Source organism: Streptomyces sp. NPDC048718 (genome assembly GCF_043198875.1).
Taxonomy (GTDB): Bacteria; Actinomycetota; Actinomycetes; order Streptomycetales; family Streptomycetaceae; genus Streptomyces.
On record NZ_JBICVG010000007.1, the window covers coordinates 242,110 to 267,913 of the forward strand.

General features: G+C 72.3%; 27 protein-coding genes. 11 read left to right on the forward strand and 16 right to left on the reverse strand.

Going from position 1 to position 25,804, the window contains the following annotated elements; translation table 11 throughout:
• Nucleotides 1-26 precede the first annotated feature (26 nt).
• Nucleotides 27-1,307, forward strand: coding sequence for a thymidine phosphorylase (locus ACGFRB_RS15780; RefSeq protein WP_393243403.1), 1,281 nt, complete (start codon nucleotides 27-29; stop codon nucleotides 1,305-1,307).
• A gap of 142 nt (nucleotides 1,308-1,449) precedes the next feature.
• Nucleotides 1,450-2,040 (forward strand): Uma2 family endonuclease, encoded by a 591-nt coding sequence (locus ACGFRB_RS15785; RefSeq protein ID WP_393243405.1) that lies wholly within the window; start codon nucleotides 1,450-1,452, stop codon nucleotides 2,038-2,040.
• An 87-nt stretch (nucleotides 2,041-2,127) separates the two neighbouring features.
• Here ACGFRB_RS15785 and ACGFRB_RS15790 read toward each other — a convergent pair whose 3' ends face one another.
• Entirely contained in the window at nucleotides 2,128-2,790 is a 663-nt protein-coding gene (locus ACGFRB_RS15790; protein WP_393243407.1) for an HAD family hydrolase, read from the reverse strand.
• Between the two features lie 121 nt (nucleotides 2,791-2,911).
• Here ACGFRB_RS15790 and ACGFRB_RS15795 point away from each other — a divergent pair, with 121 nt between their 5' ends.
• Nucleotides 2,912-3,175, forward strand: coding sequence for an STAS domain-containing protein (locus ACGFRB_RS15795; protein WP_393243409.1), 264 nt, complete (start codon nucleotides 2,912-2,914; stop codon nucleotides 3,173-3,175).
• 113 nt (nucleotides 3,176-3,288) lie between these two features.
• On the opposite strand, the gene ACGFRB_RS15800 is transcribed toward ACGFRB_RS15795, so the two are convergent.
• The 3 genes from ACGFRB_RS15800 to ACGFRB_RS15810 all read right to left on the reverse strand — a co-directional run bounded on the left by ACGFRB_RS15800 (nucleotide 3,289) and on the right by ACGFRB_RS15810 (nucleotide 6,818).
• Nucleotides 3,289-4,257, reverse strand: a complete 969-nt coding sequence (locus ACGFRB_RS15800; RefSeq protein WP_393243411.1) for a sigma-70 family RNA polymerase sigma factor — start codon at nucleotides 4,255-4,257, stop codon at nucleotides 3,289-3,291.
• Between the two features lie 163 nt (nucleotides 4,258-4,420).
• Nucleotides 4,421-5,128 (reverse strand): L,D-transpeptidase, encoded by a 708-nt coding sequence (locus tag ACGFRB_RS15805; protein ID WP_393243413.1) that lies wholly within the window; start codon nucleotides 5,126-5,128, stop codon nucleotides 4,421-4,423.
• Between the two features lie 220 nt (nucleotides 5,129-5,348).
• Nucleotides 5,349-6,818 (reverse strand): MFS transporter, encoded by a 1,470-nt coding sequence (locus ACGFRB_RS15810; protein WP_393243415.1) that lies wholly within the window; start codon nucleotides 6,816-6,818, stop codon nucleotides 5,349-5,351.
• 62 nt (nucleotides 6,819-6,880) lie between these two features.
• Here ACGFRB_RS15810 and ACGFRB_RS15815 point away from each other — a divergent pair, with 62 nt between their 5' ends.
• Complete coding sequence (locus tag ACGFRB_RS15815; protein ID WP_393243417.1) at nucleotides 6,881-7,834, forward strand: LysR family transcriptional regulator; 954 nt, start codon at nucleotides 6,881-6,883, stop codon at nucleotides 7,832-7,834.
• An 82-nt stretch (nucleotides 7,835-7,916) separates the two neighbouring features.
• Here the strand turns inward: ACGFRB_RS15815 and ACGFRB_RS15820 are convergent, their stop codons facing one another.
• Both ACGFRB_RS15820 and ACGFRB_RS15825 read right to left on the reverse strand, forming a co-directional pair.
• Entirely contained in the window at nucleotides 7,917-8,717 is an 801-nt protein-coding gene (locus ACGFRB_RS15820) for an alpha/beta hydrolase (RefSeq protein ID WP_363006884.1), read from the reverse strand.
• Between the two features lie 107 nt (nucleotides 8,718-8,824).
• On the reverse strand, nucleotides 8,825-9,601 hold the full coding sequence (locus ACGFRB_RS15825; protein WP_393243419.1) for a GNAT family N-acetyltransferase: 777 nt from the start codon (nucleotides 9,599-9,601) through the stop codon (nucleotides 8,825-8,827).
• A 490-nt stretch (nucleotides 9,602-10,091) separates the two neighbouring features.
• Between ACGFRB_RS15825 and ACGFRB_RS15830 the strand changes: the two genes are divergently transcribed.
• Both ACGFRB_RS15830 and ACGFRB_RS15835 read left to right on the forward strand, forming a co-directional pair.
• A complete protein-coding gene (locus tag ACGFRB_RS15830) occupies nucleotides 10,092-11,246 on the forward strand; it encodes an adenosine deaminase (protein WP_363006887.1) in 1,155 nt (384 codons plus the stop codon).
• Between the two features lie 161 nt (nucleotides 11,247-11,407).
• Entirely contained in the window at nucleotides 11,408-11,821 is a 414-nt protein-coding gene (locus ACGFRB_RS15835) for a hypothetical protein (RefSeq protein ID WP_363006889.1), read from the forward strand.
• Nucleotides 11,822-11,927: 106 nt separating this feature from the next.
• On the opposite strand, the gene ACGFRB_RS15840 is transcribed toward ACGFRB_RS15835, so the two are convergent.
• From ACGFRB_RS15840 to afsQ1, 5 genes are all read right to left on the reverse strand, one after another.
• Nucleotides 11,928-12,128: a PspC domain-containing protein gene (locus tag ACGFRB_RS15840; protein WP_363006891.1), complete on the reverse strand. Its 201-nt coding sequence runs from the start codon at nucleotides 12,126-12,128 to the stop codon at nucleotides 11,928-11,930.
• Between the two features lie 90 nt (nucleotides 12,129-12,218).
• On the reverse strand, nucleotides 12,219-12,860 hold the full coding sequence (locus tag ACGFRB_RS15845) for a VanZ family protein (protein WP_393243422.1): 642 nt from the start codon (nucleotides 12,858-12,860) through the stop codon (nucleotides 12,219-12,221).
• 350 nt (nucleotides 12,861-13,210) lie between these two features.
• Nucleotides 13,211-13,981: a hypothetical protein gene (locus ACGFRB_RS15850; RefSeq protein ID WP_393243424.1), complete on the reverse strand. Its 771-nt coding sequence runs from the start codon at nucleotides 13,979-13,981 to the stop codon at nucleotides 13,211-13,213.
• Nucleotides 13,978-15,678, reverse strand: coding sequence for an ATP-binding protein (locus ACGFRB_RS15855; protein ID WP_393243426.1), 1,701 nt, complete (start codon nucleotides 15,676-15,678; stop codon nucleotides 13,978-13,980). Before ACGFRB_RS15855 ends, ACGFRB_RS15850 begins: the two co-directional genes overlap by 4 nt.
• A complete protein-coding gene (afsQ1, locus tag ACGFRB_RS15860; RefSeq protein WP_359880978.1) occupies nucleotides 15,675-16,352 on the reverse strand; it encodes a two-component system response regulator AfsQ1 in 678 nt (225 codons plus the stop codon). The genes ACGFRB_RS15855 and afsQ1 overlap by 4 nt, the downstream gene beginning before the upstream one ends.
• A gap of 190 nt (nucleotides 16,353-16,542) precedes the next feature.
• Here afsQ1 and ACGFRB_RS15865 point away from each other — a divergent pair, with 190 nt between their 5' ends.
• Nucleotides 16,543-17,280: a SigE family RNA polymerase sigma factor gene (locus ACGFRB_RS15865; RefSeq protein ID WP_393243428.1), complete on the forward strand. Its 738-nt coding sequence runs from the start codon at nucleotides 16,543-16,545 to the stop codon at nucleotides 17,278-17,280.
• Between the two features lie 251 nt (nucleotides 17,281-17,531).
• Here the strand turns inward: ACGFRB_RS15865 and ACGFRB_RS15870 are convergent, their stop codons facing one another.
• Nucleotides 17,532-18,227 carry a uridine kinase gene (locus ACGFRB_RS15870; protein ID WP_363006901.1) on the reverse strand — a complete coding sequence of 232 codons (696 nt, stop codon included), beginning with the start codon at nucleotides 18,225-18,227 and terminating at the stop codon, nucleotides 17,532-17,534.
• Between the two features lie 59 nt (nucleotides 18,228-18,286).
• Between ACGFRB_RS15870 and ACGFRB_RS15875 the strand changes: the two genes are divergently transcribed.
• The gene (locus tag ACGFRB_RS15875; protein ID WP_361226063.1) at nucleotides 18,287-18,706 is read left to right on the forward strand and encodes a hypothetical protein; all 420 of its coding nucleotides are present in this window, start codon (nucleotides 18,287-18,289) and stop codon (nucleotides 18,704-18,706) included.
• A gap of 19 nt (nucleotides 18,707-18,725) precedes the next feature.
• Here the strand turns inward: ACGFRB_RS15875 and ACGFRB_RS15880 are convergent, their stop codons facing one another.
• The gene (locus tag ACGFRB_RS15880) at nucleotides 18,726-19,250 is read right to left on the reverse strand and encodes a hypothetical protein (RefSeq protein ID WP_393243431.1); all 525 of its coding nucleotides are present in this window, start codon (nucleotides 19,248-19,250) and stop codon (nucleotides 18,726-18,728) included.
• A gap of 176 nt (nucleotides 19,251-19,426) precedes the next feature.
• Here ACGFRB_RS15880 and ACGFRB_RS15885 point away from each other — a divergent pair, with 176 nt between their 5' ends.
• Both ACGFRB_RS15885 and ACGFRB_RS15890 read left to right on the forward strand, forming a co-directional pair.
• On the forward strand, nucleotides 19,427-20,641 hold the full coding sequence (locus tag ACGFRB_RS15885) for a sensor histidine kinase (RefSeq protein WP_393243433.1): 1,215 nt from the start codon (nucleotides 19,427-19,429) through the stop codon (nucleotides 20,639-20,641).
• 50 nt (nucleotides 20,642-20,691) lie between these two features.
• On the forward strand, nucleotides 20,692-21,351 hold the full coding sequence (locus ACGFRB_RS15890; protein WP_363007014.1) for a response regulator transcription factor: 660 nt from the start codon (nucleotides 20,692-20,694) through the stop codon (nucleotides 21,349-21,351).
• Nucleotides 21,352-21,459: 108 nt separating this feature from the next.
• Here ACGFRB_RS15890 and ACGFRB_RS15895 read toward each other — a convergent pair whose 3' ends face one another.
• Genes ACGFRB_RS15895 through deoC form a run of 3 tightly spaced genes read right to left on the reverse strand, consistent with a single transcriptional unit; the run spans nucleotide 21,460 to nucleotide 24,788 of the window.
• Nucleotides 21,460-22,350: an aldehyde dehydrogenase family protein gene (locus ACGFRB_RS15895; RefSeq protein ID WP_363006909.1), complete on the reverse strand. Its 891-nt coding sequence runs from the start codon at nucleotides 22,348-22,350 to the stop codon at nucleotides 21,460-21,462.
• The gene (locus ACGFRB_RS15900; protein WP_393243435.1) at nucleotides 22,340-23,824 is read right to left on the reverse strand and encodes an aldehyde dehydrogenase family protein; all 1,485 of its coding nucleotides are present in this window, start codon (nucleotides 23,822-23,824) and stop codon (nucleotides 22,340-22,342) included. The genes ACGFRB_RS15895 and ACGFRB_RS15900 overlap by 11 nt, the downstream gene beginning before the upstream one ends.
• 4 nt (nucleotides 23,825-23,828) lie before the next feature.
• Nucleotides 23,829-24,788 (reverse strand): deoxyribose-phosphate aldolase, encoded by a 960-nt coding sequence (deoC, locus tag ACGFRB_RS15905; RefSeq protein WP_393243437.1) that lies wholly within the window; start codon nucleotides 24,786-24,788, stop codon nucleotides 23,829-23,831.
• Nucleotides 24,789-25,084: 296 nt separating this feature from the next.
• Here deoC and ACGFRB_RS15910 point away from each other — a divergent pair, with 296 nt between their 5' ends.
• Nucleotides 25,085-25,729, forward strand: a complete 645-nt coding sequence (locus ACGFRB_RS15910; protein WP_363006913.1) for a PH domain-containing protein — start codon at nucleotides 25,085-25,087, stop codon at nucleotides 25,727-25,729.
• Nucleotides 25,730-25,804: the final 75 nt, after the last annotated feature.

Sequence of the window (25,804 nt, forward strand, 5' to 3'; positions counted from 1 at the left end):
ATGCGCGTAGAAAGAGGCATCACCACATGGACGTCATCTCCGTCATCCGTACCAAGCGGGACAAGGGCGAGCTGAGCCCCGAGCAGATCGACTGGGTCATCGACGCCTACACCCGCGGGGAGGTCGCCGACGAGCAGATGTCCGCCCTGGCCATGGCGATCCTGCTGAACGGCATGAACCGCGACGAGATCGCCCGCTGGACCGCGGCCATGATCGCCTCCGGCGAGCGGATGGACTTCTCGTCCTCGCTGTCCCGCCCGACCGCCGACAAGCACTCCACCGGCGGCGTCGGCGACAAGATCACGCTGCCGCTCGCCCCGCTCGTCGCCGCCTGCGGCGCGGCCGTCCCGCAGCTGTCCGGCCGGGGTCTCGGCCACACCGGCGGCACCCTCGACAAGCTGGAGTCCATCCCCGGCTGGCGGGCGCTGCTGTCCAACGAGGAGATGCTGTCCGTCCTCGGCGGCACCGGCGCGGTCATCTGCGCGGCCGGCGACGGCCTGGCCCCGGCCGACAAGAAGCTCTACGCGCTGCGCGACGTCACCGGCACCGTCGAGGCCATCCCGCTGATCGCCTCCTCGATCATGTCGAAGAAGATCGCCGAGGGCACCGGCTCGCTCGTCCTGGACGTCAAGGTCGGCACCGGCGCCTTCATGAAGACCATCGAGGACGCCCGCGAGCTGGCCTCCACCATGGTCGCGCTCGGCACCGACAGCGGCGTCCGCACGGCCGCGCTGCTCACCGACATGTCCACCCCGCTCGGCCTGACCGCCGGCAACGCCCTGGAGGTCCGCGAGTCCGTCGAGGTCCTCGCGGGCGGCGGCCCGGCGGACGTCGTCGAGCTGACCCTCGCGCTCGCCCGCGAGATGCTCGACGCGGCCGGCCTGAAGGACGCCGACCCGGCGAAGGCGCTGGCCGACGGCTCCGCGATGGACGTCTGGCGCCGCATGATCGCCGCGCAGGGCGGCGACCCGGACGCGGCCCTGCCGGTCGCCCGCGAGCAGCACGTGATCATGGCCCCGGCCTCCGGTGTGCTCACCCGCCTGGACGCCTACGACATCGGCGTCGCCGCCTGGCGCCTGGGCGCCGGCCGCGCGCGCAAGGAGGACCCGGTGCAGGCGGGCGCGGGCGTCGAGATGCACGCCAAGCCGGGCGACACGGTGACCGCGGGCCAGCCGCTGCTGACGCTGCACACGGACACCCCGGAGAAGTTCGGGTACGCCCTGGAGTCCCTGGAGTCGTCCTGGGACATCGCCCCGGAGGGCACCTCCTTCACGCGGACGCCGATCGTCCTGGACCGCATCGCGTAAGGGGCGTCTTCGGGGCAGGGCCGTGAGGCGCTGAACGCCCCTGGCATGTGCCAGTGACACGTATGGGTGAACGGGATCGGTGGACCCCCACCGGTCCCGTTCGGCATGCTGGGATCGGTGACGACCGATTGAGGAGCACACCATGAGCGCACTCGCCGCCGAAGCCGGACCCGAGCAGGGCAACGGCTGGGACGACCTGGTCCATCGCTGGGAATCGATGGACTGGCCTGAGGGCTGCAAGGTGGAGATCATCGAGGGGATCATCACCGTGTCACCGTTTCCGTCAGGCCCGCACAACAACATCGCCGACGACGTCCAACGGGCGCTCTACTCGGCGATCCCCCGGGACTGGGGTGTCTACCAGACACAGCCGCTGGCTCTTCCCGAGCGCGCGGGCATGTTCGTGCCGGATGTTCTGGTGGCGCCCAAGAAGTCGGTCGGCGAGTCCCTCAAGGGCCTCCCGGCGGCTGAGGCCGAACTCGTCGTGGAGATTACCTCGCAGCGGAACGCGAACCACGACAGGATCGCGAAGCTGCAGGGCTACGCGACCGCGGGTGTGCCCCTCTACCTGCTCATCGACCGCTGGGTCGTGGGCTGTCCCACCATCACGCTCTACGGCGAGCCGAGGAACGGCCTCTACCGGGTCTTGGAGGTCGTCGAGTTCGGCGAGGAGATCCACCTCCCCGCCCCCTTCGGCCTCACCCTCGACACCTCGGAGTTCCCACTCGACTGAGCGCCCGCCGCTACGCGGCCCTCCACGCCGCCGTGTCGGTCGCCGTCCCGTACGCGTGGAACAGCCGCTCCCATGCCACGTCCGCGCTCATGCGCCCACCCCCAGCAGCTCCGGCAGCTCGCGCATGTGCGTGAAGAGGTGGGTGCCGGGGCCGGCCAGGCGGTCCGCGCGGGTGAGGCCGCCGGTGAAGCCGAAGACGTGCATGCCCGCGGCGCGGGCCGCCTGGACGCCGTACGCGCTGTCCTCGACCACCGCGCAGCGCTCGGGCGCCACGCCCATCGAGCGGGCCGCGTGCAGGAAGAGATCGGGGGCCGGCTTGCCGTGGGCGACGTCGTGGGCGCTGAAGACGCGGCCTTCGAAGCGGGGGAGGAGGCCGGTACGGGTGAGATTACGGCGTATCGAGCGGTGGCTGCCGTTGGAGGCGAGACAGAACGGTACGTCCAGGGCGTCCAGGACCTCCGTGACGCCCTCGACCGCCGTCAGCTCCGCGTCCAGCGCCTCCTCGTACAGATGCCGGAACGGACGGTCCCAGCCACGCCGCAGCCGGCGGCCGGCGCGTTCCTCGACCAGGGTGGTGAGCTGCTTGCCGGAGGTGCCGACGAACAGGTCGATGATCTCCTGCTCGCTGAACTCGGCGCCGAGGCGCGCGAACACCTCCCGGTCGACCCGGCAGTAGATCCGCTCGCTGTCCACCAGGACACCGTCGCAGTCGAAGATCACCAGGTCGGCGCGGGCGCGGTCATGAGTCATGGCGGTGAGCCTAGAGACTCCCGGCCACGGCCTGGAAGACCGCCCTCGTAGGGCGGACGGGGCAGCCCGGGGCCAGCCGGCGATGAGTTTCGGCCGCCCGGGCGGTCCACCCCTTGTGGACATGTCCGGAACTCTCGAACTACGCCTCGCCGGCCGGCCCGCGCCCGACGAGGTGCGGCGGCTCTGCGAGCTGCTCGCCGCCGCCCCGCCGACCGTCGTCGTCTGCGACCTCGCCGGGCTCACCGGTGCCGGACTCGCCGCCGTCGACGCGGTCGCCCGGCTCCGGCTCGCCGCCCGGCGGGGCGGACACCGGCTGCTGTTCCGGGGCGCCGGGCCCGAGTTGCGCGATGTCCTCGCGCTCGTCGGGCTCGGCGACCTGCTGTGACCCGCGATGGCCCCCGGCGGCCCGCCCCGTGCCCCGCGCCGGCCCGCAGTGCCCCGCTCCGGCCGCCCCGCGACCCGCGCCGGCCTGCCGGACCGGCGCGAGAGCGGACCGGCTCAGTCGGTGGCGGCCTCCAGCCGTTCCGGCAGGTCGAACAGCGGGAACCACCGCTTGGTGTCCAGGAAGAAGTCCATCCCGCCGATCTTCCCGTCGCGCAGTTCGAGCACGATCAGCGCCCACGGCGCGTAGCCGCCCTCCGGGTCCGGGTGGTAGTGCGCGAACGCCGGCTGGCCGTTCGCCACGGTCGGGACCAGCTTCGAGCCCCGGCACACCTCGCCGACGCCCAGCATCCAGCCGACGATGTCCTCGTGGCCGCGCAGCCACAGGTCGTACGGCGGCATGGACATGGTGGCGTCCTCGTGGAGGAGCGTCGTGAGCGCCTTCATGTCGTAGCCCTCGAAGGCCGCCACATAGCGTTCGAGGAGCGCCTTCTGCTCCTCGTCGAGCGGATCGGCGCCGTCCGCGGCCGTCGGCGCGTTCTCCTGGATCGTCGCGCGGGCCCGCTGGAGCGCGCTGTTGACGGAGGCGACGGTCAGGCCGAGCAGCTCGGCCACCTCGCTCGCCTTCCAGGCCAGCACCTCGCGCAGGATCAGCACCGCCCGCTGCTTCGGCGGGAGGTGCTGGAGCGCGGCGACGAACGCCAGTCGCACGGTCTCGCGCGAGACCGCCGTCTCCGCCGGGTCGGCCACCGACGGCAGCACCCGGCCGTCCGGCACCGGCTCCAGCCAGGTGATCTCGGGGCGTTCGTTGAGCCGGGCCTGCGCCACCGGCGTCGGCTCCGACAGATCCATCGGGCGGGCCCGCCGGTTGCCCGCGTTCAGCGAGTCCAGACAGACGTTGGTGGCGATCCGGTAGAGCCAGGACCGCAGGGAGGAACGTCCCTCGAAGGAGTCGAGCGAGCGCCAGGCGCGCACCATGGTGTCCTGGACCGCGTCCTCCGCCTCGAAGGCGGAACCGAGCATCCGGTAGCAGTAACCGGTCAGCTCCCGGCGGTACTTCTCCAGGTCTTCCGTCATCAGGTCCATCGGTCCACCCCGCGTGCTTGCCCTTCACCGGCGCCCGTCCGACACCGATGAAGGGAAGCTATCGCAGCGCACCGACGGACGGAGGCGCCTTTGGCCAGGTCGCGGACCGGAGCCGGCCGGGACCCGGTCCACAGTACGGTCCGGGGCGCGGCCCGCGGGCCGGTCAGGTCCCGGGCTTGCGCCCGTAGATGTAGACGTCGTCGCCGTTCTTCAGCAGATTCCAGTACGCCTTCGCGTCGCCCGGCCGCATGTTGACGCAGCCGCCCGAACCCGGCGGATTCCACATGGACTTGGTCACCGAGTGGAACGCCTGGCCGCCGTCGAAGAACTGCGCGTACGGCATCCAGACGTCGTAGAGCGTCGACCAGTGCTTGATGTTGCGCCAGTAGATCTTGCTGGAGCCGGTACGGGTCTCCGCTCCGTCCCGGCCCGTGCGCACCGGCACCGGACCGTACTTGAGCGTCTTGCCGTCCTGGATCCAGCTGAGCTGCCGGGTCAGGTCGACACAGGCGATCCGGCCCTTGTTCGTCGGGCACTTGCCGGCCTTGTTCGGGTTCTTGCCCGCGGCCCGCTGCGCGAGCATCGTCGACATGGTGCGCCAGGTCACCGGACCGGCGTAGCCCATCGCCGGGGTGATCCCGTGCGTGCGCTGGAAGCTCTGGATGGCCTTGCAGTCGGCGAGCGACTGGCGCCCGTCGGCCGTCCGGCCGAGGAACTTCTCCACCTGCTTCTGGTACGGGCCCGTCGTCACGTTGCAGGACGACGCCGCCTGTGCCGGGGCGGTGCCCACGGCCACCGTCAGCGGTACCACCAGGGACGTGACCGCGAGGCCGAGCCCGGCTCTTTTCCTCATCGTCGCGCGCGTGTTCATGATGACGCTCAACTCCCCCTTCGGTCTTCTGTGTTACGACGCTTTCGAAGGGTTGGACAGTTGCACCGGGAAGAGAACGGGTCAAGTGCGGGCCGCATGCGGCGGCGCCCGGGACCGAATCGGTCCCGGGCGCCGTGCGTGTCTTCACGCCTTCCCGTATTCACCTCTTGAACGGTTCGAAGCGTTCAAGAGTCCGAGGGCCGAGCTTGGCCGTCGTGCGTCAGGCGGTCGCCAGCCGGTGGCGCCGCTCGGCCGCCCGCGCGCTGTGCGATCCGTACAGGGTGATCGACACGACGCCGAACACCGCCACCAGACCGATCGCGACCGTCCCGGACCAGCCGCCCGAGTGGAAGGCCACCGCGCCGAGCGTGCCGCCGACGCTGCTGCCCAGGTAGTACGCCGACTGGTAGAGCGCCGAGGCCTGCGCGCGGCCCGTCTTCGCCGTACGGCTCACCGAGGACGAGGCGACCGCGTGCCCGGCGAAGAAGCCGGCCGTGATCAGGACCAGGCCCGCGAGGATCAGGGGCAGCGTGTCGGCGAGCGACAGCAGCAGACCGGACGTCGTCGCCCCGACCGCGAGATAGAGCGCGCCGCGCCGGCCCATGCGGCCGACCAGCTTGCCGGCCGCCGCCGACGAGACCGTACCGACCAGGTAGATCAGGAAGATCGAGCCGACCACGCCCTGCGGGAGCGAGAACGGGGCCTCGGTGAGCCGGTAGCCGATCACCGTGTACACGGCGCCGAACACCGTCATGAACAGCGCGCCGATCGCGTACAGCCGGACGAGCAGCGGGTCGGCCAGATGACCGCGCACGGTCCGGCCCAGTGCCTTCGGGTTCAGCGAGGCGGGCGTGAAGTGCCGCGCCGGCGGGATGAGGAAGCGGAACGCGACCGCGCAGGCCACGGCCAGCAGACCGACGGCCGCCAGACCCGCGCGCCAGCCCCACAGCTGGGCCACCCAGCCGGTGAGCAGCCGGCCGCTCATGCCGCCGATCGAGTTGCCCGCCACGAACAGGCCGATGGCCGCGATCAGAGCCTTCGGCCGCACCTCCTCGGCCAGGAACGCCATCGCCGAGGCCGGCACACCGGCCAGCGCCGCGCCCTGGAGCGCGCGCAGCACGATCAGGGACTCCAGGTTGGGGGCGAGCGGCACCAGCAGGGCGAGCGCCACCGCGACCGCCAGCGAGGCCGTCATCATCTGGCGGCGGCCGAACCGCTCGGACAGCGCGCTCAGCGGCAGCACGCACAGGGCGAGCGCGCCGGTCGCGCCGGAGACCGTCCAGGACGCGGCCGAGGCGGTGGCGCCGAACTCGGCGGAGACGGCCGGGAGCAGGGCCTGGGTGGAGTAGAGGAGGGCGAAGGTGGCCACTCCGGCGGCGAACAGCGCCAGGCTGAGGCGGCGGAAACCGGGGGCGCCGGGGGCCAGGCGGGTGTCGTCCGCCTCGCGGGCGGCGGCAGCGGCCTTGCGGGCCGCGCGGACCCGGTGTGCTTCACGGACCTCTTGGCCGTCGGCGTCGGCGTCGGTGTCGGCGTCGGTGTCGACACCGACGCCGGTGGAGGCGGCGTTCGCGTCGCGGAAATCGCGGAAATCGCGGAAATCGCGGAAATCGCGGGAATCGAGGGAATCGGGGGTGGTGCGGGAGTCGGCGACCGCGGGGTGGGCGGCCGCCTTGGTACTGGCGGAAGGCATACCCAGAACGTAGGCCGCCCGGTTTCATGCGTCCAATGCACGAACCTGCTGTAATCGTTCCTATGGTGCATGAGTACAGGTCACAGCCTCGCCTGTCATCGAACAGTAACGAAGAAGACATGGGACTGCTGCTCACGCCGCGCCTCGCGTACTTCGCCGCCGTCGCCCGCCACGAGCACGTCACCCGGGCCGCCGCCGAGATGGGCGTCCCCCAGTCCACGCTCTCGCGGGCGATGGTCCGGCTTGAGGAGGACCTCGGCGTCACCCTGTTCGCCCGCCGCGGCCGAACGGTCGCGCTCACCCCGGCCGGCCGCCGCTTCCTCGGCGGAGCCGAGCGCGCCCTCGCCGAGGTGGAGCGTGCCGCGGGCACCGTACGCGACGACGCCGACCCCACCGCCGGCCGGGTCGCCTTCGGCTTCCTGCACACCATGGGCTCCGAGACGGTGCCCGCCCTCATCCGCGCCTTCCGGGTCGACCACCCCGGCATCCGCTTCACCCTGGTCCAGAACTACGGCGAGGCCATGCTCGAACGGCTCCGGGCCGGTGAGCTGGACCTCTGCCTGACCTCGCCCGTCCCGGACGCCCCCGACCTCGTCGGCCGCCGTCTCGACGAACAGCGGCTGCGGCTCGTCGTCCCCGAGGACCACCGGCTCGCCGGCCGTAAGCGCATCCGGCTCGCCGAGGCCGCCGACGAGTTCTTCGTGACCCTCGAACCCGGCTACGGGCTGCGCCGCATCACCGACGACCTGTGCGCCCGGGCCGGCTTCACCCCGCGCGTCGCCTTCGAGGGCGAGGAGGCCGAGACGCTGCGCGGACTCGTCGCCGCGGGTCTCGGCGTCGCGCTCCTGCCGCCCCCGGCGGTGGCGCGCCCCGGTGTCGTCGAACTCGGGGTCACCTCGCCGCGCGCCGCCCGTGAGATCGGCGTCGCCTGGCTCGACGGGCACCCGGACACCCCGCCGGTCGCCGCCTTCAAGAAGTTCCTGCTGAGCAAGCGGGGAAACCTGCTGCCGGAGTAACCGAAGTAACCGGAGTGACCGGCGCGCGGTGGAGTGGCGGCGGGGCTGTGGCGGGGCGCGGGAGCGGCGTCAGGGGTTGACGTCAGCGGGCCGTGCCCGGCCCGCTCCGACGGCGCAGGGAACGGCCGAAACCCGCCGCCAGCGGCATCCGCAACCCCAGCGGCGGCGGCGCCGCCAGCGCGTCCGTCAGCGGTCGGCTGCGTGCGTGCCCGAACAGCGACGACAGGACGAAGTCGACGGCCAGCGCGTGGACTTCCGCGTGGTACTGGCGCAGGGCGTGGCCGTCCGCGTGCACCTCGAAGCGACAGGTGTCCCGGTTGGTCTTCTTCGCCCGCTCGGCGAACCGGAACGACAGCTCCGGATCCGTCCGGGCATCCCGGGTCCCGTGCACCAGGAGCACCCGCCGCCCCACCAGCTGCCGCACCGGCTCCGGCTCCGCCGCCCGGTCCTCCTCCGGCAGCCACGGCGCGAGCGCCAGCACCGCCGACACCGCGTCGTGCCCGCCCGCCCGCAGCGCCGCCCGCGCGCCCATGCCCCGGCCCGCCAGGCACACCGGGACGTCGCCGTACCGCCGTACCACCTCCGACACCGCCCATGCGGCGTCCGCCGCGAGCTGCGCGTCCGAACCGTTCCAGCCCCGGCCCCGGTAGCGGACCACATGCGCGACCAGACCGTCCGCCCGTCCCTCGCGCGCGAGCCGCCGCGCCAGCGGCAGCGCCGCCGCGTGCGCCCGCGCGGACGGTCGCCGCCCCGACGCGGCCTCCCCGTCCGGCAGCAGCAGAACCACCCCGCCGGCCCCGGTGACGGGTTGCGTCGCGCCGACGGCCCGGCCGAGCCGGGGAGTCCGGGTGCCGGCCGTTCCCACGAGTGCGTTGTGCGCCATGACGGAACATTCTCAGAAGCGGAGGTGTACGTGACCCGTACGCGCGATCACTGTTGCGTATCGTCCGCTGGTGTTCGCCCGTCGAACACCTGTTTTCGGACGGGGAATTACCCCGCCTCCGTCTGCAAGAGTTCGAAGCAGGCGATCTCCCCGATCGACTCGAAACCGCGCCGCGCGTACCACTCGATCGGCCAATCGTCCTTCAACGCGGTCAGGAAAACGGTCGGACAGCCCTCGGCCGCCGCGATCCGCAGCGCCGTGTCCAGGACCACGCCCGCGTGCCCCTGCTTCAGATACGGCCCCGCCGTGATCAGATCCTCGATCTGCGCGACACCCGACGCCGGATCCAGATACAGATCCGCCCACGACGCGACCTGCCCGAACACGTCGTGCGACGCCAGGAACCGCACATCGTCCGCACCCCGCGGCCGGGCCGCCCGGCGCTCCACCAGATTGCGGATCACCTCGTCCGAGGCGTTCGGCAGGAAATGCCGCCAGATCTCCGCCATCGGCTCGCGCAACGCCGGCAGATCGACCTCTCGGGCTCCGCCCTCGGCCGGGACGGGGCCGCGGTGGCGCATCACGACCACGGTCGAACGGGTATAGCCGGCCTCCAGCAGCGGACCCGCGCAGACGGCGGCGGTCGTGGCGTCCGGAATGGAGACGACGCGGAACGGGAGGTGGGACATCGCCTCGTCGACGAAGGCGGGGAGAGCGGCCGGGTCGGGGGAGGGGGTGCCGGTGACCAGGACGAGGTTGTTGCCGTGGGAGTGGCGGAAGGTGTCGTCGAGGGCGGCGAAGGCGCCGGGGAGGTCGAGGACGCGTTCGGCTTGGCGGCGGGTGAAGTCGGCGAGGAAGGCGTAGGCGCGTTGGAGGTCGGTCATGGGGGCAGGCTAGGCGCGGGGCGCTGCGCTGTGCTGGGGGTTTTGCGCGGGGGCGTGGGGGCGCGGTCGGGGTGCTGGTGCGGTGCGCTGGGGTTGTGGTGGGTGGTGCGCGTGGGCCGGTCCGGGGGCTCGTGTTCTGCACTGCATGATTTACGGCGCGGATGGCCTCTGCAGTGCGTGAAGCGTTACTGGTCCCGCGCCACAAATCACGCTTTACGTTCCGAACACGACCCCCTCCCCGGCCCCCGCTCCCGTCCGCGTCGTGGCGCACCGCCCCGCACCCCTCCCGCTTGGGTAGTGGGGAGTGGTGGGTGCGGCCCCTCGGGTGGGAAGGAAGGCTGGGTGGGTGGTGTCGGAGGTGGGCCGCTCCTCGGGGAGAAGAAGGGGTGGTGGGGCGGTTGTTGGGCATCGGTACGGGTGCGGTGGGGGCGTACCGACTCTTTACGTGGCACGCCGGGTGTTCTACGCGCGTAGGCGCTACAGTGCGGAAATGACGAGCCAGATCCCCACCACACCCACCGCGGGCCAGATCCGCCGTGCCCCGAAGGTTCTGCTGCACGACCACCTCGACGGCGGGCTGCGGCCCGGCACCATCGTCGAGCTCGCCCGCGCGCAGGGCTACGACGCCCTCCCCGAGACCGACCCCGACAAGCTCGGCGTCTGGTTCCGGGAAGCCGCCGACTCCGGGTCGCTGGAGCGGTATCTGGAGACCTTCGCGCACACCTGCGCCGTCATGCAGACCCGTGAGGCGCTGGTCCGGGTCGCCGCCGAGTGCGCGGTCGACCTGGCCGAGGACGGGGTCGTCTACGCCGAGGTCCGGTACGCCCCCGAGCAGCACCTGGAAGGCGGGCTGACGCTCGAAGAGGTCGTCGAGGCCGTCAACGAGGGCTTCCGGGAAGGGGAGCGGCAGGCACGGGAGCTGGGGTACCGGATCCGGGTCGGGGCGCTGCTGACCGCGATGCGGCACGCCGCTCGCGCGCTGGAGATCGCCGAGCTGGCCAACAGCTACCGGGACGCGGGCGTCGTCGGCTTCGACATCGCGGGCGCCGAGGCCGGCTACCCGCCCACCCGCCACCTGGACGCCTTCGAGTACCTGAAGCGGGAGAACAACCACTTCACCATCCACGCGGGCGAGGCCTTCGGCCTGCCGTCGATCTGGCAGGCGCTCCAGTGGTGCGGCGCCGACCGGCTCGGGCACGGTGTGCGGATCATCGACGACATCGAGGTCGCCGACGACGGCTCGGTCACCCTCGGCCGGCTCGCCGCGTACGTGCGCGACAAGCGGATCCCGCTGGAGCTGTGCCCCACCTCCAACCTCCAGACCGGCGCCGCCGACTCGTACGCCGAGCACCCGATCGGACTGCTGCGCACGCTCCACTTCCGGGCCACCGTCAACACCGATAATCGGTTGATGAGCGGCACCAGCATGAGCCGGGAATTCGAATTCCTGGTCGACGCCTTCGGGTATACGCTCGACGACATGCAGTGGTTCACGGTCAATGCGATGAAATCAGCGTTCATTCCTTTCGATGAACGACTGGGCATGATCAACGATGTCATCAAGCCCGGATATGCCGAGCTGAAGTCCGAATGGCTGTTCCAGCAGACCGCTGCCACCAGCGACTCTTCTCGCGGCATCGGCTGATCAAGGAGCGAGGGGCGGGAATCGATGCGGTCGGGCGAGCCACGCCCGGCCGCATTTCGGTGTTTGCGGGGCGGGCGTTCGATGGTTACGTTTCATAGCCACTCGCTTTTCCCGTGCATTCCCCGCTCCGCGATTCCCGAGATTACCGAGGAAGTTTTCTGATGAAGCAGTCCGCCGCCAAGAAGCTGGGTGTCGCCGTTCTGGGTGCCGCTTTCGCCGCCACCGCCGCCGGTACGGCCTCGGCCGCCCCGGTCCCGCAGCCGGCCACCCCGGACCCGCTGGCTCTGGCGTCCAAGCTCATCCCGGGCGGCCAGAGCCTGGCCCAGGCCCCGCAGCAGGCCACCCAGGCCCTCGGCCAGGCCCCGCAGCAGGCCACCGAGGCCCTCGGTCAGGGCGCGAAGACCCTGCCCGGCGCGCTCGGCCAGCAGAACCTCCAGGGCGAGGTCGGCAAGCAGACGTCGAGCCTGCCGCTGGACGGGGTCAAGTCCGGTCTCGGCAAGACCCCGCTCGGCTCGGTCGGCGGTCTCCTCGGCGGCCTGCCGCTCAAGGGCCTGCCCATCGGCGGCCTTTTCTGATCTCGCGCGCACCCCGCACGCACGAAGGGCGCCCGTCCGGTCTGACCGGACGGGCGCCCTTCCTATGGCGGGGGTGCGCCTATGGCGGGGGTCGCGAGGGGTCGGGTTACCAGGCCGAGCTCGACGTCTTCTCCTCGGGCAGCAGCACCCACAGCGCCAGGTAGAGCAGGAACTGCGGGCCCGGCAGCAGACACGAGACGAGGAAGATCAGTCGCATCGTGTTCGAGGAGATGCCGAAGCGCCGGGCCAGACCCGCGCACACTCCAGCGATCACGCGTCCGTCGCGGGGGCGGGCAAGTGCGGCCATGGTGGGCTCCTTCGTTCGGTTCCGGGTGGTCGGGATTTCCGCTTCCGGATGACTCCCATGCTGCCGCCCGGGGCCGTACGAAGCGTCGCTCTACGGGGCGATCCCGACCCTGGGAATCGTCGGGGTCGGGCCCTGAGGGGACCCGGGGCGCCCGCCCCGGGAGGAGGACGCGCCCCCGGGGTGCGCCACGGAGCGCGCGACGGTGTGCGTACGGGACGCCGGACCGGACGAGGTACGGGACCCCGGACCGTACGACCTGCCGCCGGCGTACGGCCTGCCCGGACGGCCCCGGGGCCCCGTGTGTGCCTCAGTGGAGGGTCCGCGGCGCAGCCGGGCCCGGCCGGCCGGGACCACGAGGACGTGCGCGAGCGCGACGCCCGCCGTGTTCAGGAAGACCGAGTCCACGTCCACGACCTGGCCCGGAACCGCCGTCTGGAGCAGTTCGACGGCCATGGACACCAGCGCCCCGGCCGCCGTTGTCCGGGCCAGCGAGGCCCACGGCGAGACCCGCAGCCGCCCGTCGGCCATCGGCAGCAGCACCCCGAGCGGGGCCATGAGCAGCAGTCCGTCGCCGATCCGGCGCGCCGCCTCCGCGGGGCCGAGCGCCAGGTCCGCGCGCAGTCCGGCCAGGGGGGTCAGATTCGGCGCGGTCACCCAGGCCACGTCCCGCGGCCTCAGCGCCACCCAGGCGACGATTCCCAGATGCGCGAGGAGGAGCACGAACCCCGCCACACGTACGACCGGGGCGGTCTTGCCGCCCGCATTGCCTGCATTGCCCGAACCTTGACGCTGCACGCACCCCAAGACGCGCCCCTTGGCCGAATCGGTTCCGCACAAGGTTCCGCAGGACCGTTTCGGGGGAGAGGCCACCCCCGCCCCCGGACCCCTCCCCGGTCCCTCCGGGGCAACCCTGAGACGCCTCTCAGGGTTGCCCCCAGGGCCCCTGGGGGCACGGACCGGTCTCCCAGGACCGGTTTCCCCGTACCGCTCTCCCGCACCGCGCGCCGCGCGGCCCGCTTCCCCTCAATGGCCGGGAAGCCCATGGCAGGAAGCCTCATGGCCGGGAAGCCCGGCCCACGTCCTCAGGGGCGCGAGGACGGCACCGGGGACTCCGGCCGTTCCCTCAGCTGTTCCGTACAGCGGTAGCGGCGCGGCTCGTACGGGCCCGGCCCGCCCAGCACCACCGTGTCGCCACCCGCTCCCGCCGCGCTCTGCGCGAAGGTGCACACGAGCTGCGCGAGCGCCGCCGCCGGCAGATCCTCGGGCTGACGGCTCAGCCGCAGCGTGTCCGCCGGGTCGCCCCGGCGCGGGCCGCTCACCGTCAGCGCCCCCTGGGCGGCCGACGAGAAGCCCGCCTGCCGCTCGCCCTCCGACGGCTCGGACGTCAGCTGGGCGAGTAGCGCCGCGGCCGTACGGACCGGGTCGTCACTCGCCTTCTCCTCGGGCAGCGACGAGCCGCGCTCCACCCGCTCCAGCTGGGCCCCGCACAGCAGGTACACCCGCAGCGGCACCCCGCGCGGCCCGGGCGCGATCCCCTCGGACCGCGTCCCACCCGCACCGGAGCGCGATCCCGAGTCCGCACCGGAGTCCGTACCGGAGTCCGTACCGGAGTCCGTACCGGAGCCCGCACCCGAGTCCGATCCCGAAGCCGAGCCCGCGCTCCCGCCCTCGGTCAGCGTTCCGCTTTCCGTCGTCCCGCCGGCCGCCGCCTCGCACGGCACCCGCGAGGGCGCCGCGCCCGCGTCCACCGGGATGGATGTCGTCCGGATTCCGCAGCCCGCGAGCAGGGTGGCGGCGGCCAGGGCTATGAGCCCGCTCGCCGCGCCCCGTCGTCCCGTACGGCGACGCCTCAACTCTCCTCCACCTCGCCCTGGCCACCGCGCCCGGCCCGCAGTTCCCGCGCGACTCCCGAAGCGTCCCGGGGCAGCCGCAGGACGAATACCGCGCCGTCCACCCGTCCGTCCGCGTCCGTCGAGTTGGACGCGGTGATCGAGCCGCCGTGGATCAGCGCGTTCTCCATGGCGATCGACAGACCGAGACCGCTGCCGTCCGACCTCGGCCGCGACGCGCTCGCCTTGTAGAAGCGGTCGAAGACATGCGGCAGCACCTCCTCGGGGATGCCGGGCCCGTGGTCGCGTACCGCGATCACCAGGTCCTCGCACTCCCGGAAGTCCGGCCCGGAGTCCTCGTCCACCTCGTCGTCGGGCCCGTCCGTCCGGCCGTGCCCGTCGCGTCCCTCGTAACCCTCGTAACCCTCGTATCCGTCGTGCCCGTCCGTCCGGTCGGCGCGGTCGGCGTGCGGCTCGGCGCACTCCGGCCGTTCGGAGTGCTCCGTCCGTACCGACACCCGCACCGGTGAGCCGCCGTGCTTCAGCGCGTTGCCGATCAGGTTGGCCAGGATCACGTCGAGCCGGCGCGGGTCGAGCCGGGACACGATCCCGCGCTCCGCGTCCAGCTCGACCGCGTCCAGCCAGGCCCGCGCGTCGATGCAGGCGGTGATCTGGTCGGCGATGTCCACGTCGTCGAGGACCAGCCGGGCGGTGCCCGCGTCGAAGCGGGTCACCTCCATCAGGTTCTCGACCAGGTCGTTCAGCCGGCGCGTCTCGCTGACCACCAGCGCCACGGCCGGTTCGATCATCGGGTCGAGCGTGTCCTGCTCGTCCTCCAGGACCTCGGTGACGGCCGTCAGCGCGGTCAGCGGGGTGCGCAGCTCGTGCGACATGTCGGCGACGAAGCGGCGGCTGGCCTCCTCGCGCGCGCTCATGTCCGCGACGCGTTTTTGCAGCGACTCGGCGGCGCTGTTGAACGTACGCGACAGATCCGCGAGTTCGTCGGTGCCGGAGACCCGCAGCCGGGTGTCCAGCTTGCCCTCGCCGAGCCTGCGGGCTGCCTCGCCGAGCCGGTGCACCGGCCGCAGCACCGTGGTCGCCGCGACCTGCGCGAGCAGCACCGAGCCGATCACGGCGAGACCGGTGGCGATGCCGAGCGACCAGGACAGCGAGTTGAGATCGGCCTTCTCCGCGGCGAGCGACTTGAACATGTAGCCCGTCGGCCCGCCGCCGTCGATCTTCGTGCCGCCGACCAGGTACGGCGTCGATCCGCGCTGGGTGCGCTGCCAGAAGAGGTGGTACGGGAACGCGTTGGCGTCCGTCACCGCCCGCTTGGTCCGCACCGCCGTCCGCAGCGACTGCGGCACGTCCGCCAGCGTGAACTGGTCCGGGTCGGAGGCCCCCACGATCGGCTTGCCCGCGTCCCGCTCGCCGACGAGCAGCACGCTGTAACCGGCCGTACCGCTCGCCATCTGCTCGGCGGTGCGCCGCAGTTCCTCCTGGGTGGGCCGCAGCGGCAGGGTGGCCGCCCGGTTCTGCATCTCCTGCCGGAAGCCGTTGAGGGCCGCGTCCTGGGTGCGCTTGAGGACGGCCTCGCGGTTGAGCCAGTACGCGATGCCCGACGCCGACACGGCCGCGGTGAGCGCGACCAGCGCGAAGACGACGACGAGCCGCAGCCGCAGGCTGGTGAAGCGGAGCACCGACACGATCCCCTTGCTCACGCAGGGACGTCCAGCCGGTAGCCGACACCGCGGACCGTACGGATCAGGGTCGGCGACGACGGTACGTCCTCGACCTTGGCGCGCAGCCGCTGGACGCACGCGTCGACGAGCCGTGAGTCGCCCAGGTAGTCGTGTTCCCACACCAGCCGCAGCAGCTGCTGGCGCGACAGCGCCTGCCCCGGCCGGCGGCTCAGCTCCAGGAGCAGCCGCAGCTCGGTCGGCGTGAGCTGGAGGTCCTCGCCGTTCTTGGTGACGGTCATCGCCGAGCGGTCGATCACCAGCGAGCCGAAGGTGGCGGAGTCGGTGGACTCGCGCTCCCCGCGCCGCAGCACCGCGCGGATCCGGGCGTCGAGCACCCGGCCCTGCACGGGCTTGACCACATAGTCGTCGGCACCCGACTCCAGACCCACGACGACATCGATGTCGTCGCTGCGGGCCGTGAGCAGGATGATCGGCAACTGGTCCGTGCGCCGGATCCGGCGGCACACCTCGAACCCGTCGATACCGGGCAGCATCACATCCAGCACGACCAGATCGGGCCGCTGCTCCTTCAGCAGCTGCAGGCCGTCCTCACCCGTCGCCGCGGTGGCCACACGGTGGCCCTGGCGGGACAGGGAGAGTTCGAGCGCCGTGCGGATGGCGTCGTCGTCCTCGATCAGCAACAGGAAAGGCACGGACTCATTCTGTCGCATGCGGCCGTCGGAGTTCGACCGTCCGGTCATCACGGGGTACGGACGACACCCGGATCCAGGGCGCCCTGTGACACGTCTGTGACAGTCGGGGGACACCTCCATGAAGTCGGCCGGGCAGGCTGTTCGACATCGAGACGGACCGAAACGAACTCCACACGACGGGGGGCGCGAGATGAACACCCTGCACGGCAGCAGCTCGAGCGCGGTGGCCACGCGTCTGCACGACGTCACGCGGAGCACGGAGAAGTCCGGCGGTGTGAACGGGCGGGGGTGCGTTCGCGGCGCCGGACGTCAGCGCAAGGCGCCTTACATGGTCGCCGTCGCTGACGGGGGAGCGGTGTACGGGGAGGCCACGGGGGAGCGTTCCGCCCGGGCGAAGGCGGAGGCCGCCGAGGCGGCCTTCACGGCCTACGTCCAGGAACGCCGGGCCTCCCTGTACGCCACCGCCTACCACCTGACCGGTGACCGGTTCGAGGCCGAGGACCTGCTCCAGAGCGCGCTGTTCTCCACGTACCGCGCCTGGGACCGGATCAGCGACAAGGCCGCGGTCGGCGGCTATCTGCGCCGGACGATGACCAATCTCCACATCAGCGCGTGGCGCCGGCGCAAGCTCAACGAGTATCCGACCGAGGAGCTGCCGGAGACGGTCGGCGAGACGGACGCGATGCGCGGCACCGAGCTGCGCGCCGTCCTCTGGCAGGCCCTGGCCCGGCTGCCCGAGCTGCAGCGCACGATGCTGGTGCTGCGGTACTACGAGGGCCGCACCGATCCGGAGATCGCGGACATCCTCGACATCAGTGTCGGCACGGTGAAGTCGAGCATCTGGCGGTCGCTGCGGCGGCTGCGCGAGGACGAGGTGCTCAGCTTCGGACGTGACGAGCAGGAGTCCTTCGGCGAGCTGGTCGCCTGAAGGACGTACGGGGGAAAGCAACGGGGGAAGTACGGGGGAAAACGGGTGCCGCGCGCGAGCGCGGGACACGGGGGAGCACAGCGGCGAGGGCCGGACAGGCGGGGGACCTGTCCGGCCCTTCGTCGTGTGTCGTGCCGTGGTGTCAGGGCTCAGGGCTCAGGGCCGGGTGCGGCGCCGTGGGGACGCCGCTACCCGGTCAGGACCCGGTTCGCGGTTGCTGGGACGCCGCTATGGTGCTGCCGTTACTGGGGCTACTGAGGTGCCGGTACGCGGCAGCGGCCCGCGGCGGCCGCGGCGAGCCGGCCCAGGGCCTCGTCCGGACCGCACGGGTGGGCCCCGAGCGCGGACTGCCGGGCGACGATGGCCCGCTCGGCCCGCATCAGCCGCCAGCCGCGGCGCAGCAGGAACGGCACGGACTTGCGGCCCTCGCGCAGATCGCGCGCCAGCCGGCGGCGGAAGGTCGTCGAAGGGCGGCCGCGCAGACACAGCGCGTCGGCCAGGACGCCGGCTTCCCGGCAGCGGTCCACGATGTCGGCGGCGAAGATGCCCTCCGCCACGAACAGCGCGGTGCGGCCGATGTCCAGCGACTCGTGGTCGACCCGGGAGCTGGTGGAGATGTCGTACACGGGCACGTCGGTCCGGCCGGTACGGCACAGCGCCTCGATCGCGGCGACGGCGGCGTCCGCGTCCCAGGAGGCGGGGGAGTCCCAGTCGATGTCCGAACTGCCCCCGACCAGCGGGAGCGTGGGATCGTCGCCCTCTTTGTAGAAGTCGTCGAGGCGCAGGACGGGCAGCCCGGTGCGGGCGGCGAGGGACGACTTGCCGGAGCCGGAGGGACCCGTCAGCAGAACGACCCGGGTCGGTATCGGTTGGGAACTCACGGGACACCAGTGTGAAGCATTCCCCCGTGCAGGGGACCCCCGAGGCCGCCCGTTGGTATCGAGCATCACACCTCCACTACTGTCGGTGCCCGCTCGACCACTCTTAGGATCCTGGAAGGACCCCCATGGCGCGTCACGCAGCCCCCCGGACCTCTCGCCGCAGTGCCCTGCTGAAGGCCGGACTCACCGTCACGGCGGCCGGCGCGGCCGTGTTCGGCGCGGGCGCCGCCGCACAGGCCGCCCCGGCCGCCCCCGCCGACGGGGGGATGGCCGGGGTGGGCCAGACGCTCGACACGCTGACCGGCGGTGCCGGCGGCACCGGCGCCTCCCTGGCGGGCGCGGGCAAGGGCCTGGCCTCGGTGACCAATCTCCAGCTCGACCCGCTGGCCAACACCGGTGTCGACCCGCTCGACAACGGCCTCGGCACCCAGGTCGCCGACTTCCAGCCGGTCGGCACCCAGTTGGTCACCGACCACCTCACCCGGGGCGGTGCGATCGCCGATCTGCCGCTGGCGGGGCCGCTCACGCAGTCGCTGCTGGCGTAAGGCGCCCGAGGGCCTGTGATCAGGCCCCGGACGCCCCGGACGCTCTGGACGTCTCCCGGGTGGCGCACCCCGCGCCGGGAGGCGTCCGGTTTTCGCGTTCCGGGGCGAGTACGGGTGCGGGTGCTGGTGTGGGGCGTGCGGCGAGCCACCCGCACAGGGCCGCGAGCGGGAGTTCGGCGGCCACGGCCATGGCGGCGGCGACGGCCCGTTCCGGTCCGGGGGCGGCGGTGGCGAGGTCGACGCAGGCGTCGGCGAGCAGGAGGAGCGCCGCGGCGGCCGCGGGGGCGCGGTGACGGGGGTCGAAGCGCGACAGCAGGCTTCCGGCGGAGAACAGCGCGGCGGCCTCCAGGGCGTCGAGGGCGATCCAGGCGGCGGCCTCGGCGGGCGGCAGGGTGCCGGCGAGGTAGCCGGTCCAGGGCAGCAGGGCGAGGGCCGCACCCATGAGGAGACGGCCCTGCCAACGGCGGCCGCGGCCGGGCCGGGACGTGTCGGCGGTGGCACGACCCGGCCTGACGGGAAGGGCGTTGAAGGTGGCGATGGTCATCCGGCGGTTCCTTCCGGTGCCGTGAACCCGGCCGTCGGGCTCGTGTTCCACCCTCCGGTCCGCCGCGCGCCAAGTCGGTAACGCGGCTGTCCGACTTGGGGGTGGCACTGGCTTCACCCCCGGGGCGGACGGTGACTTCATGGCGGACCGCGCCGACCGGCATCTACGGTGAGGCCATGAAGATCCCGCCCCGGGCACGGCGCGCGCTCACCCGTCTGAGGCGCGACGTGTCCTTCCTCGCGCTCGGGGCGCCGCTCCATCTGTTCGTGGGATTCCAGCTGCTCATGGAGTTCGGTCTCGGGCGGGACATCGTCGAGGGCGACGACAGCGGCGGACCGGTGGCGCTGGGGCTCATGCTGCTGGTGACGACGGCCTGTGTGCCGGTGCTGACGGCGGCTCAGGTGTGGCGCTTCCGGCGGCTGCTGGGGATCGGCATCCCGCGCCCCGGGTGGCGGCGGCTGTGGCGCCAGTTCGGATACCACGGTCTGGCCGGGGTGCTGTTCGGCTGGCTCGAACTGCTCGTGGTGGGGCTGCTGTCGGCCGGGGCGACCGCCCTCCTTGCCCCGGTGTGGATCTACGCGCTGCCCGAGCGGTGGCAGGTCGCCGGCCTCGGCTACACCGTGCGGGGGGTCTGTCTCTTCGCGGCGGGGCTGATCGTTCTGGCCGCCGCCCCGGTCGCGGCCGCGGCCCTCGTGCGCCTGGAGGTGCGGGTGGCTCCCGGGCTGCTCGGCCGGGACGCGGAGGAGGACCTGGTGCGGCGGGTCGTCGACCTCACCGAGAGCCGGGCCGGGGCGGTGGACGCTGCGGACGCCGAACGGCGGCGTATCGAGCGGGACTTGCACGACGGCGCGCAGCAGCGGCTGGTGTCGCTGGCGCTGAATCTCGGGCTGGCCAGGGCCACGCTGAAGGATCTGCCGCCAAAGGCGCGCGAGGTGATCGACGCCGCGCACCGGGAGGCCAAAGAGGCGATCGAGGAACTGAACAGTCTGGTGCGCGGACTGCACCCCGCCGTCCTCGACGAACTCGGCCTGGACGCCGCCCTGTCCGGACTGGCGGCCCGCGCGCCCCTGCCCGTACGACTGAGGGTGGACCTGTCGCGGCGGCCCGCGCCGGCGGTGGAGGCGGTCGCCTACTTCGTGGTGTCCGAGGCGCTGGCCAACGTCGCCAAGCACGCGCGGGAGGCGACCCGGGCGGAGGTGACCGTGACCCTGCTGGGCGGGATACTGCGGGTGGTGATCGCGGACGACGGACCGGGCGGGGCCGATGCCGTCAGGGGAAGCGGTCTGAGGGGGCTCGCCCAGCGCGTGCGGTCGGTCGACGGCACCTTCCGGATGAGCAGTCCCGTGGGAGGGCCGACCATGATGAACGTGGAGCTGCCGTGCCGGAACTGACAAGTACCGCCGCCGGTACGGGACATGAGGAGCCCGGAGTGCGGCGAGCGGTGATCGCCGAGGACTCCGTGCTGCTGCGGATGGGCCTGGTCAAGGTGGTGGAGATGGCCGGCTTCCAGGTGGCCGCCGAGGTGGGCGACGCCGAGGGGCTGCTCGCCGCCGTCGAGGAGCATCGGCCCGAACTGGCCCTGGTGGACGTCCGGATGCCGCCGGGCTTCACCGACGAGGGAGTACGGGCCGCGCTGTCGATCCGCCGCGGCCGGCCGTCGACCGCCCTGCTGCTGCTCTCCCAGTACGTGGAGGAGCGCTACGCGGCCGATCTGCTCGCCGCCAACACCAGGGGCGTGGGCTATCTGCTCAAGCAACGGGTCGCGGACGTCGAGGAGTTCATCGAGGCGCTGCGGCGGGTGGCGGACGGTGGCACCGCGCTCGATCCGCAGGTCGTGGCCCAGCTCCTGGTGCGGCGGGCGAGCGATCCGCTGGACCGGCTGACGGCCCGCGAGCGGGAGGTGCTCGCCCTCATGGCCGAGGGCCGCTCCAACGCGGGGATCGCGGCCCGTCTCGTGGTGAGCGAGAGCGCGGTCGCCAAGCACATCAACAACATCCTGGCCAAGCTCGACCTGCCGAAGGCGGACGCCGACCACCGCCGGGTCCTGGCGGTGCTGCGCTTCCTCGGGGTGGGCGACCCCGGTCCGGCCCGGTCGCACTGACCCGGTCACCGGGTCCGGCCCGAGCGCACTGACCCGGTCACCGTACGGGTCGGGCGTACGGACGCGGGTGGCCGTCCGGCCATCCCCGTCCGTACGCCCGGTGTGCCGTCAGTACGCGGAGCCGCTCGCGCCCAGCGAACCCGTCGGGTGCCAGACGGTCTTCGTCTCCAGGAACGCGGTCATGCGGTCCGTGCCCGGGGAGACGGTGAAGTCCTCCTCGGCGCGCGGGCGCAGGACGCGCTTCAGGTTGCCCGCCGCGGCGATCTCCAACTCGCGGGCCAGCTCGGCGTCCGCGCCCGTCAGGTCGAGGGCGTTGACGTCGAGGTGGGCGGCCAGATGCGGGCCCATCTCGGACGCCTTGCCGGACAGGATGTTGACGACGCCGCCCGGCAGGTCGGAGGTGGCGAGCACCTCGCCCAGCGAGAGCGCGGGCAGCGGGGCCCGCTCGGAGGCGACGACGACGGCCGTGTTGCCGGTCGCGATGACCGGGGCGATCACCGAGACGAGGCCCAGGAAGGACGACTCCTGCGGGGCCAGGACGGTGACGACACCGGTCGGCTCCGGCGTCGACAGGTTGAAGAACGGACCCGCCACCGGGTTCGCGCCACCGACGACCTGGGCGATCTTGTCGGTCCAGCCCGCGTACCAGACCCAGCGGTCCACGGCCGCGTCGACGACCGCGGCGGCCTTCGACTTCGACAGGCCCTCGGCCTCGGCGACCTCGCGGACGAACTGCTCGCGGCGGCCCTCCAGCATCTCGGCGACGCGGTAGAGGATCTGGCCGCGGTTGTACGCGGTCGCGCCCGCCCAGCCGCCGAACGCCTTGCGCGCGGCGACGACCGCGTCACGGGCGTCCTTGCGGGACGACAGCGGCGCGTTGGCGAGCCAGCCGCCCTTCGAGTCGGTCACCTCGTACACCCGGCCGCTCTCCGAACGCGGGAACTTCCCGCCCACGTACAGCTTGTAGGTCTTGAAGACGCTCAGACGGTTATCGGACATCGAGGTACGCCTCCAGGCCGTGGCGACCGCCCTCGCGGCCGAAGCCCGACTCCTTGTAACCGCCGAACGGCGAGGTCGGGTCGAACTTGTTGAACGTGTTGGCCCAGACGACGCCGGCCCGGAGCTTGTTCGCCACCGCGAGAATGCGGGAGCCCTTCTCCGTCCAGATGCCGGCGGACAGGCCGTACTGGCTGTTGTTGGCCTTGGCGACGGCCTCGTCGGGGGTACGGAAGGTCAGCACCGACAGGACCGGGCCGAAGATCTCGTCGCGGGCGATGGTGTGCGCCTGGGTGACGTGCGTGAACAGCGTCGGGGCGAACCAGTAGCCGGCCGACGGGAGTTCGCACGCGGCGCTCCAGCGCTCGGCGCCCTCCGCTTCACCCTGCTCGACGAGCCGGGTGATCCGGGCCAGCTGCTCCGCGGAGTTGATGGCGCCGATGTCGGTGTTCTTGTCGAGCGGGTCGCCCAGGCGCAGCGTGGAGAGCCGGCGCTTGAGCGCGTCGAGCAGCTCGTCGTGGATCGACTCCTGGACCAGCAGGCGCGAGCCCGCGCAGCAGACCTGGCCCTGGTTGAAGAAGATGCCGGTGACGATGCCCTCGACGGCCTGGTCGATCGGGGCGTCGTCGAAGACGATGTTGGCGCCCTTGCCGCCCAGTTCGAGGGTGAGCCGCTTGTCGGTGCCGGCGACCGTACGGGCGATCTGCTTGCCGACGGCGGTGGAGCCGGTGAAGGCGACCTTGTTCACGTCCGGGTGCGCGACGAGGGCGGCGCCCGCGTCCCCGTAACCCGGAAGGATGTTGACGACACCCTTCGGCAGCCCGGCCTGGCGGCAGATGTCCGCGAAGAAGAGGGCGGACAGCGGGGTGGTCTCGGCGGGCTTCAGGACGACGGTGTTGCCCGCCGCGAGCGCCGGGGCGATCTTCCACGCCAGCATGAGCAGCGGGAAGTTCCACGGGATGACCTGGCCGGCCACACCGAGCGGGCGCGGGTCGGAGCCGAAGCCCGCGTGGTCGAGCTTGTCGGCCCAGCCGGCGTAGTAGAAGAAGTGCGCGGCGACCAGCGGCAGGTCGGCGTCGCGGGTCTCCTTGATCGGCTTGCCGTTGTCCAGGGTCTCCAGGACGGCCAGCTCACGGCTGCGCTCCTGGATGATCCGGGCGATCCGGAAGAGGTACTTGGCGCGCTCGGCGCCGGGCAGCGCCGACCACTTCTCGAACGCCTTGCGGGCGGCCTTCACGGCCCGGTCCACGTCCTCGGCGCCCGCCTGGGCGACCTCGGAGAGGACTTCCTCGGTGGACGGGGAGACGGTCTTGAAGACCTTGCCGTCGGCCGCGTCGGTGAACTCGCCGTCGATGAAAAGCCCGTAGGAGGGCGCGATGTCGACGACCGAGCGGGACTCGGGCGCGGGCGCGTACGCGAACGGGGACGCCGAGGCCGGGGCCGCCGGAGCGGAAGCGGAAGCAGGGGAGGAGGTCATGTGATCAGTCCACCGTCACGTAATCGGGGCCGGAGTAGTGGCCGGTCGCCAGCTTCTGACGCTGCATCAGCAGGTCGTTGAGCAGGCTGGAGGCGCCGAAGCGGAACCAGTGGTTGTGCAGCCAGTCCGCGCCCGCGGTCTCGTTGACCAGGACGAGGAACTTGATCGCTTCCTTGGTGTTGCGGATGCCGCCGGCCGGCTTCACGCCGACCTGGATCCCGGTCTGCGCGCGGAAGTCCCGCACGGCCTCCAGCATCAACAGCGTGTTGGCCGGGGTGGCGTTGACCGCGACCTTGCCGGTGGACGTCTTGATGAAGTCGGCGCCCGCGAGCATGCCGATCCACGAGGCGCGGCGGATGTTGTCGTACGTGGACAGCTCGCCGGTCTCGAAGATCACCTTGAGCCGGGCGGCGTCGCCGCACTCGGCCTTGACGGCGGCGATCTGCTCGAAGACCTCCAGGTAACGGCCGGCCAGGAAGGCGCCCCGGTCGATGACCATGTCGATCTCGTCGGCGCCGGCGGCGATGGCGTCCCGGGTGTCCGCGAGCTTCACCGGGAGGGCGGCACGGCCGGCCGGGAAGGCGGTGGCGACGGAGGCGACCTTGACGTCGGAGCCCGCGAGGGCGGCCTTGGCCGTGGCCACCATGTCCGGGTAGACACAGACGGCGGCGGTCGTCGGGGACGTACGGTCGCTCGGATCGGGGTGGACGGCCTTGGCGGCGAGCGCCCGGACCTTGCCCGGGGTGTCCGCGCCTTCGAGCGTCGTCAGGTCGATCATCGAGATGGCCAGGTCGATGGCGTACGCCTTGGCCGTGGTCTTGATCGAACGGGTACCGAGAGCGGCGGCGCGCGCCTCCAGGCCGACGGCGTCGACGCCGGGCAGCCCGTGGAGGAAGCGGCGCAGCGTGCTGTCGGACGCGGTCACGTCGGCGAAAGCATGAGCTGCGGGTGCAGTGGTGGGCATGGTCACCACTTGAGCATATCTACGCGCGTAGTAGCGCGTACAGGGCCCCTCCGTCCCGGGGGTCGGGGCCGTTGTGCCGGAGGGGGCGGGGCCGCTGCGACGGCAGGGGTGGGGCCGTTGTGGCGCGGGGGACGGGAGCCTTGTGGTGACGGGGGTGGGGCGCCTGAGGAGCCCGTGGGCGAGGCCACTTCGTCCGCCCGCCGGGAAGCCTTCCCCTGCGGGGCGGAGGCGCTCGTGGCGTGAGGGGGGACACAGAGGCTGGGGCGGCGGGGGAGGGCTGAGGCAGAATCGGGCGCATGACGAGCCCGACGCCTTCCGCGCAGCCCCCCGAGTCCGACTACGCGGACCGCGCCTTCCGCTCGCCGCTGGGCATCGCGGGAGGGGTCTTTCTGGTGCTTCTCGCCGTGTTCTTCGGCGTGGACGTGATGCTGAACGGGCACGGCAACTCGCCGTGGATCGCGCTCGCCGGGCTGATCCTCGCGATCCCGCTGATCATCGCCTTCACCATCCGCCCGGTCGTCCAGGCCGGCGAGGAACGGCTGCGCGTTCGCAACCCCTTCCGCACCCTCACCCTGCCGTGGGGCGAGGTCGCCGACATCCGGGCCGGCTACTCCAGCGAGGTGTTCACCCAGGCCGGCCGCAAGTACCAGCTGTGGGCCGTCCCCGTCTCGCTGCGCCAGCGCAAGCGGGCCGCGCGCCGGGCCGCCCGCGCCTCCCAGGACGACCCGCACGGCCGTACCTCGGTCAGCGCCAGCGTCACCGACCGCGACAGCCGCGTCGCCCCCGCCGACCAGACGATCGCCGACCTGCGCGAGATGGCCGAGCGGCTCGGCGGCCGGCCGGAGGCCCAGGGCGAGGTGCAGGTGCGCTGGGCGTACGAGGTGATCGCGCCCGCCGTGGTGGGCCTGGTCCTCTGGGTGATCCTCGCGGCGATGAGCTGACGGGAGCCGACGGGAGCTGGCGGGAGCCGACGGGATCCGACGGGCTGACAAGCCGACTGGCTGATCGGCAGAGGT

Bases quoted from the DNA above. Each gene is read 5' to 3' on its own strand.
- ACGFRB_RS15780 (WP_393243403.1), top strand. From the start codon at position 27: ATGGACGTCATCTCCGTCATCCGTACCAAGCGGGACAAGGGCGAGCTG.
- ACGFRB_RS15785 (WP_393243405.1), top strand. From the start codon at position 1,450: ATGAGCGCACTCGCCGCCGAAGCCGGACCCGAGCAGGGCAACGGCTGG.
- ACGFRB_RS15790 (WP_393243407.1), bottom strand. From the start codon at position 2,790: ATGACTCATGACCGCGCCCGCGCCGACCTGGTGATCTTCGACTGCGAC.
- ACGFRB_RS15795 (WP_393243409.1), top strand. From the start codon at position 2,912: ATGTCCGGAACTCTCGAACTACGCCTCGCCGGCCGGCCCGCGCCCGAC.
- ACGFRB_RS15800 (WP_393243411.1), bottom strand. From the start codon at position 4,257: ATGGACCTGATGACGGAAGACCTGGAGAAGTACCGCCGGGAGCTGACC.
- ACGFRB_RS15805 (WP_393243413.1), bottom strand. From the start codon at position 5,128: ATGAACACGCGCGCGACGATGAGGAAAAGAGCCGGGCTCGGCCTCGCG.
- ACGFRB_RS15810 (WP_393243415.1), bottom strand. From the start codon at position 6,818: ATGCCTTCCGCCAGTACCAAGGCGGCCGCCCACCCCGCGGTCGCCGAC.
- ACGFRB_RS15815 (WP_393243417.1), top strand. From the start codon at position 6,881: ATGGTGCATGAGTACAGGTCACAGCCTCGCCTGTCATCGAACAGTAAC.
- ACGFRB_RS15820 (WP_363006884.1), bottom strand. From the start codon at position 8,717: ATGGCGCACAACGCACTCGTGGGAACGGCCGGCACCCGGACTCCCCGG.
- ACGFRB_RS15825 (WP_393243419.1), bottom strand. From the start codon at position 9,601: ATGACCGACCTCCAACGCGCCTACGCCTTCCTCGCCGACTTCACCCGC.
- ACGFRB_RS15830 (WP_363006887.1), top strand. From the start codon at position 10,092: ATGACGAGCCAGATCCCCACCACACCCACCGCGGGCCAGATCCGCCGT.
- ACGFRB_RS15835 (WP_363006889.1), top strand. From the start codon at position 11,408: ATGAAGCAGTCCGCCGCCAAGAAGCTGGGTGTCGCCGTTCTGGGTGCC.
- ACGFRB_RS15840 (WP_363006891.1), bottom strand. From the start codon at position 12,128: ATGGCCGCACTTGCCCGCCCCCGCGACGGACGCGTGATCGCTGGAGTG.
- ACGFRB_RS15865 (WP_393243428.1), top strand. From the start codon at position 16,543: ATGAACACCCTGCACGGCAGCAGCTCGAGCGCGGTGGCCACGCGTCTG.
- ACGFRB_RS15870 (WP_363006901.1), bottom strand. From the start codon at position 18,227: ATGCTCGATACCAACGGGCGGCCTCGGGGGTCCCCTGCACGGGGGAAT.
- ACGFRB_RS15875 (WP_361226063.1), top strand. From the start codon at position 18,287: ATGGCGCGTCACGCAGCCCCCCGGACCTCTCGCCGCAGTGCCCTGCTG.
- ACGFRB_RS15880 (WP_393243431.1), bottom strand. From the start codon at position 19,250: ATGACCATCGCCACCTTCAACGCCCTTCCCGTCAGGCCGGGTCGTGCC.
- ACGFRB_RS15885 (WP_393243433.1), top strand. From the start codon at position 19,427: ATGAAGATCCCGCCCCGGGCACGGCGCGCGCTCACCCGTCTGAGGCGC.
- ACGFRB_RS15895 (WP_363006909.1), bottom strand. From the start codon at position 22,350: ATGTCCGATAACCGTCTGAGCGTCTTCAAGACCTACAAGCTGTACGTG.
- ACGFRB_RS15900 (WP_393243435.1), bottom strand. From the start codon at position 23,824: ATGACCTCCTCCCCTGCTTCCGCTTCCGCTCCGGCGGCCCCGGCCTCG.
- deoC (WP_393243437.1), bottom strand. From the start codon at position 24,788: ATGCCCACCACTGCACCCGCAGCTCATGCTTTCGCCGACGTGACCGCG.
- ACGFRB_RS15910 (WP_363006913.1), top strand. From the start codon at position 25,085: ATGACGAGCCCGACGCCTTCCGCGCAGCCCCCCGAGTCCGACTACGCG.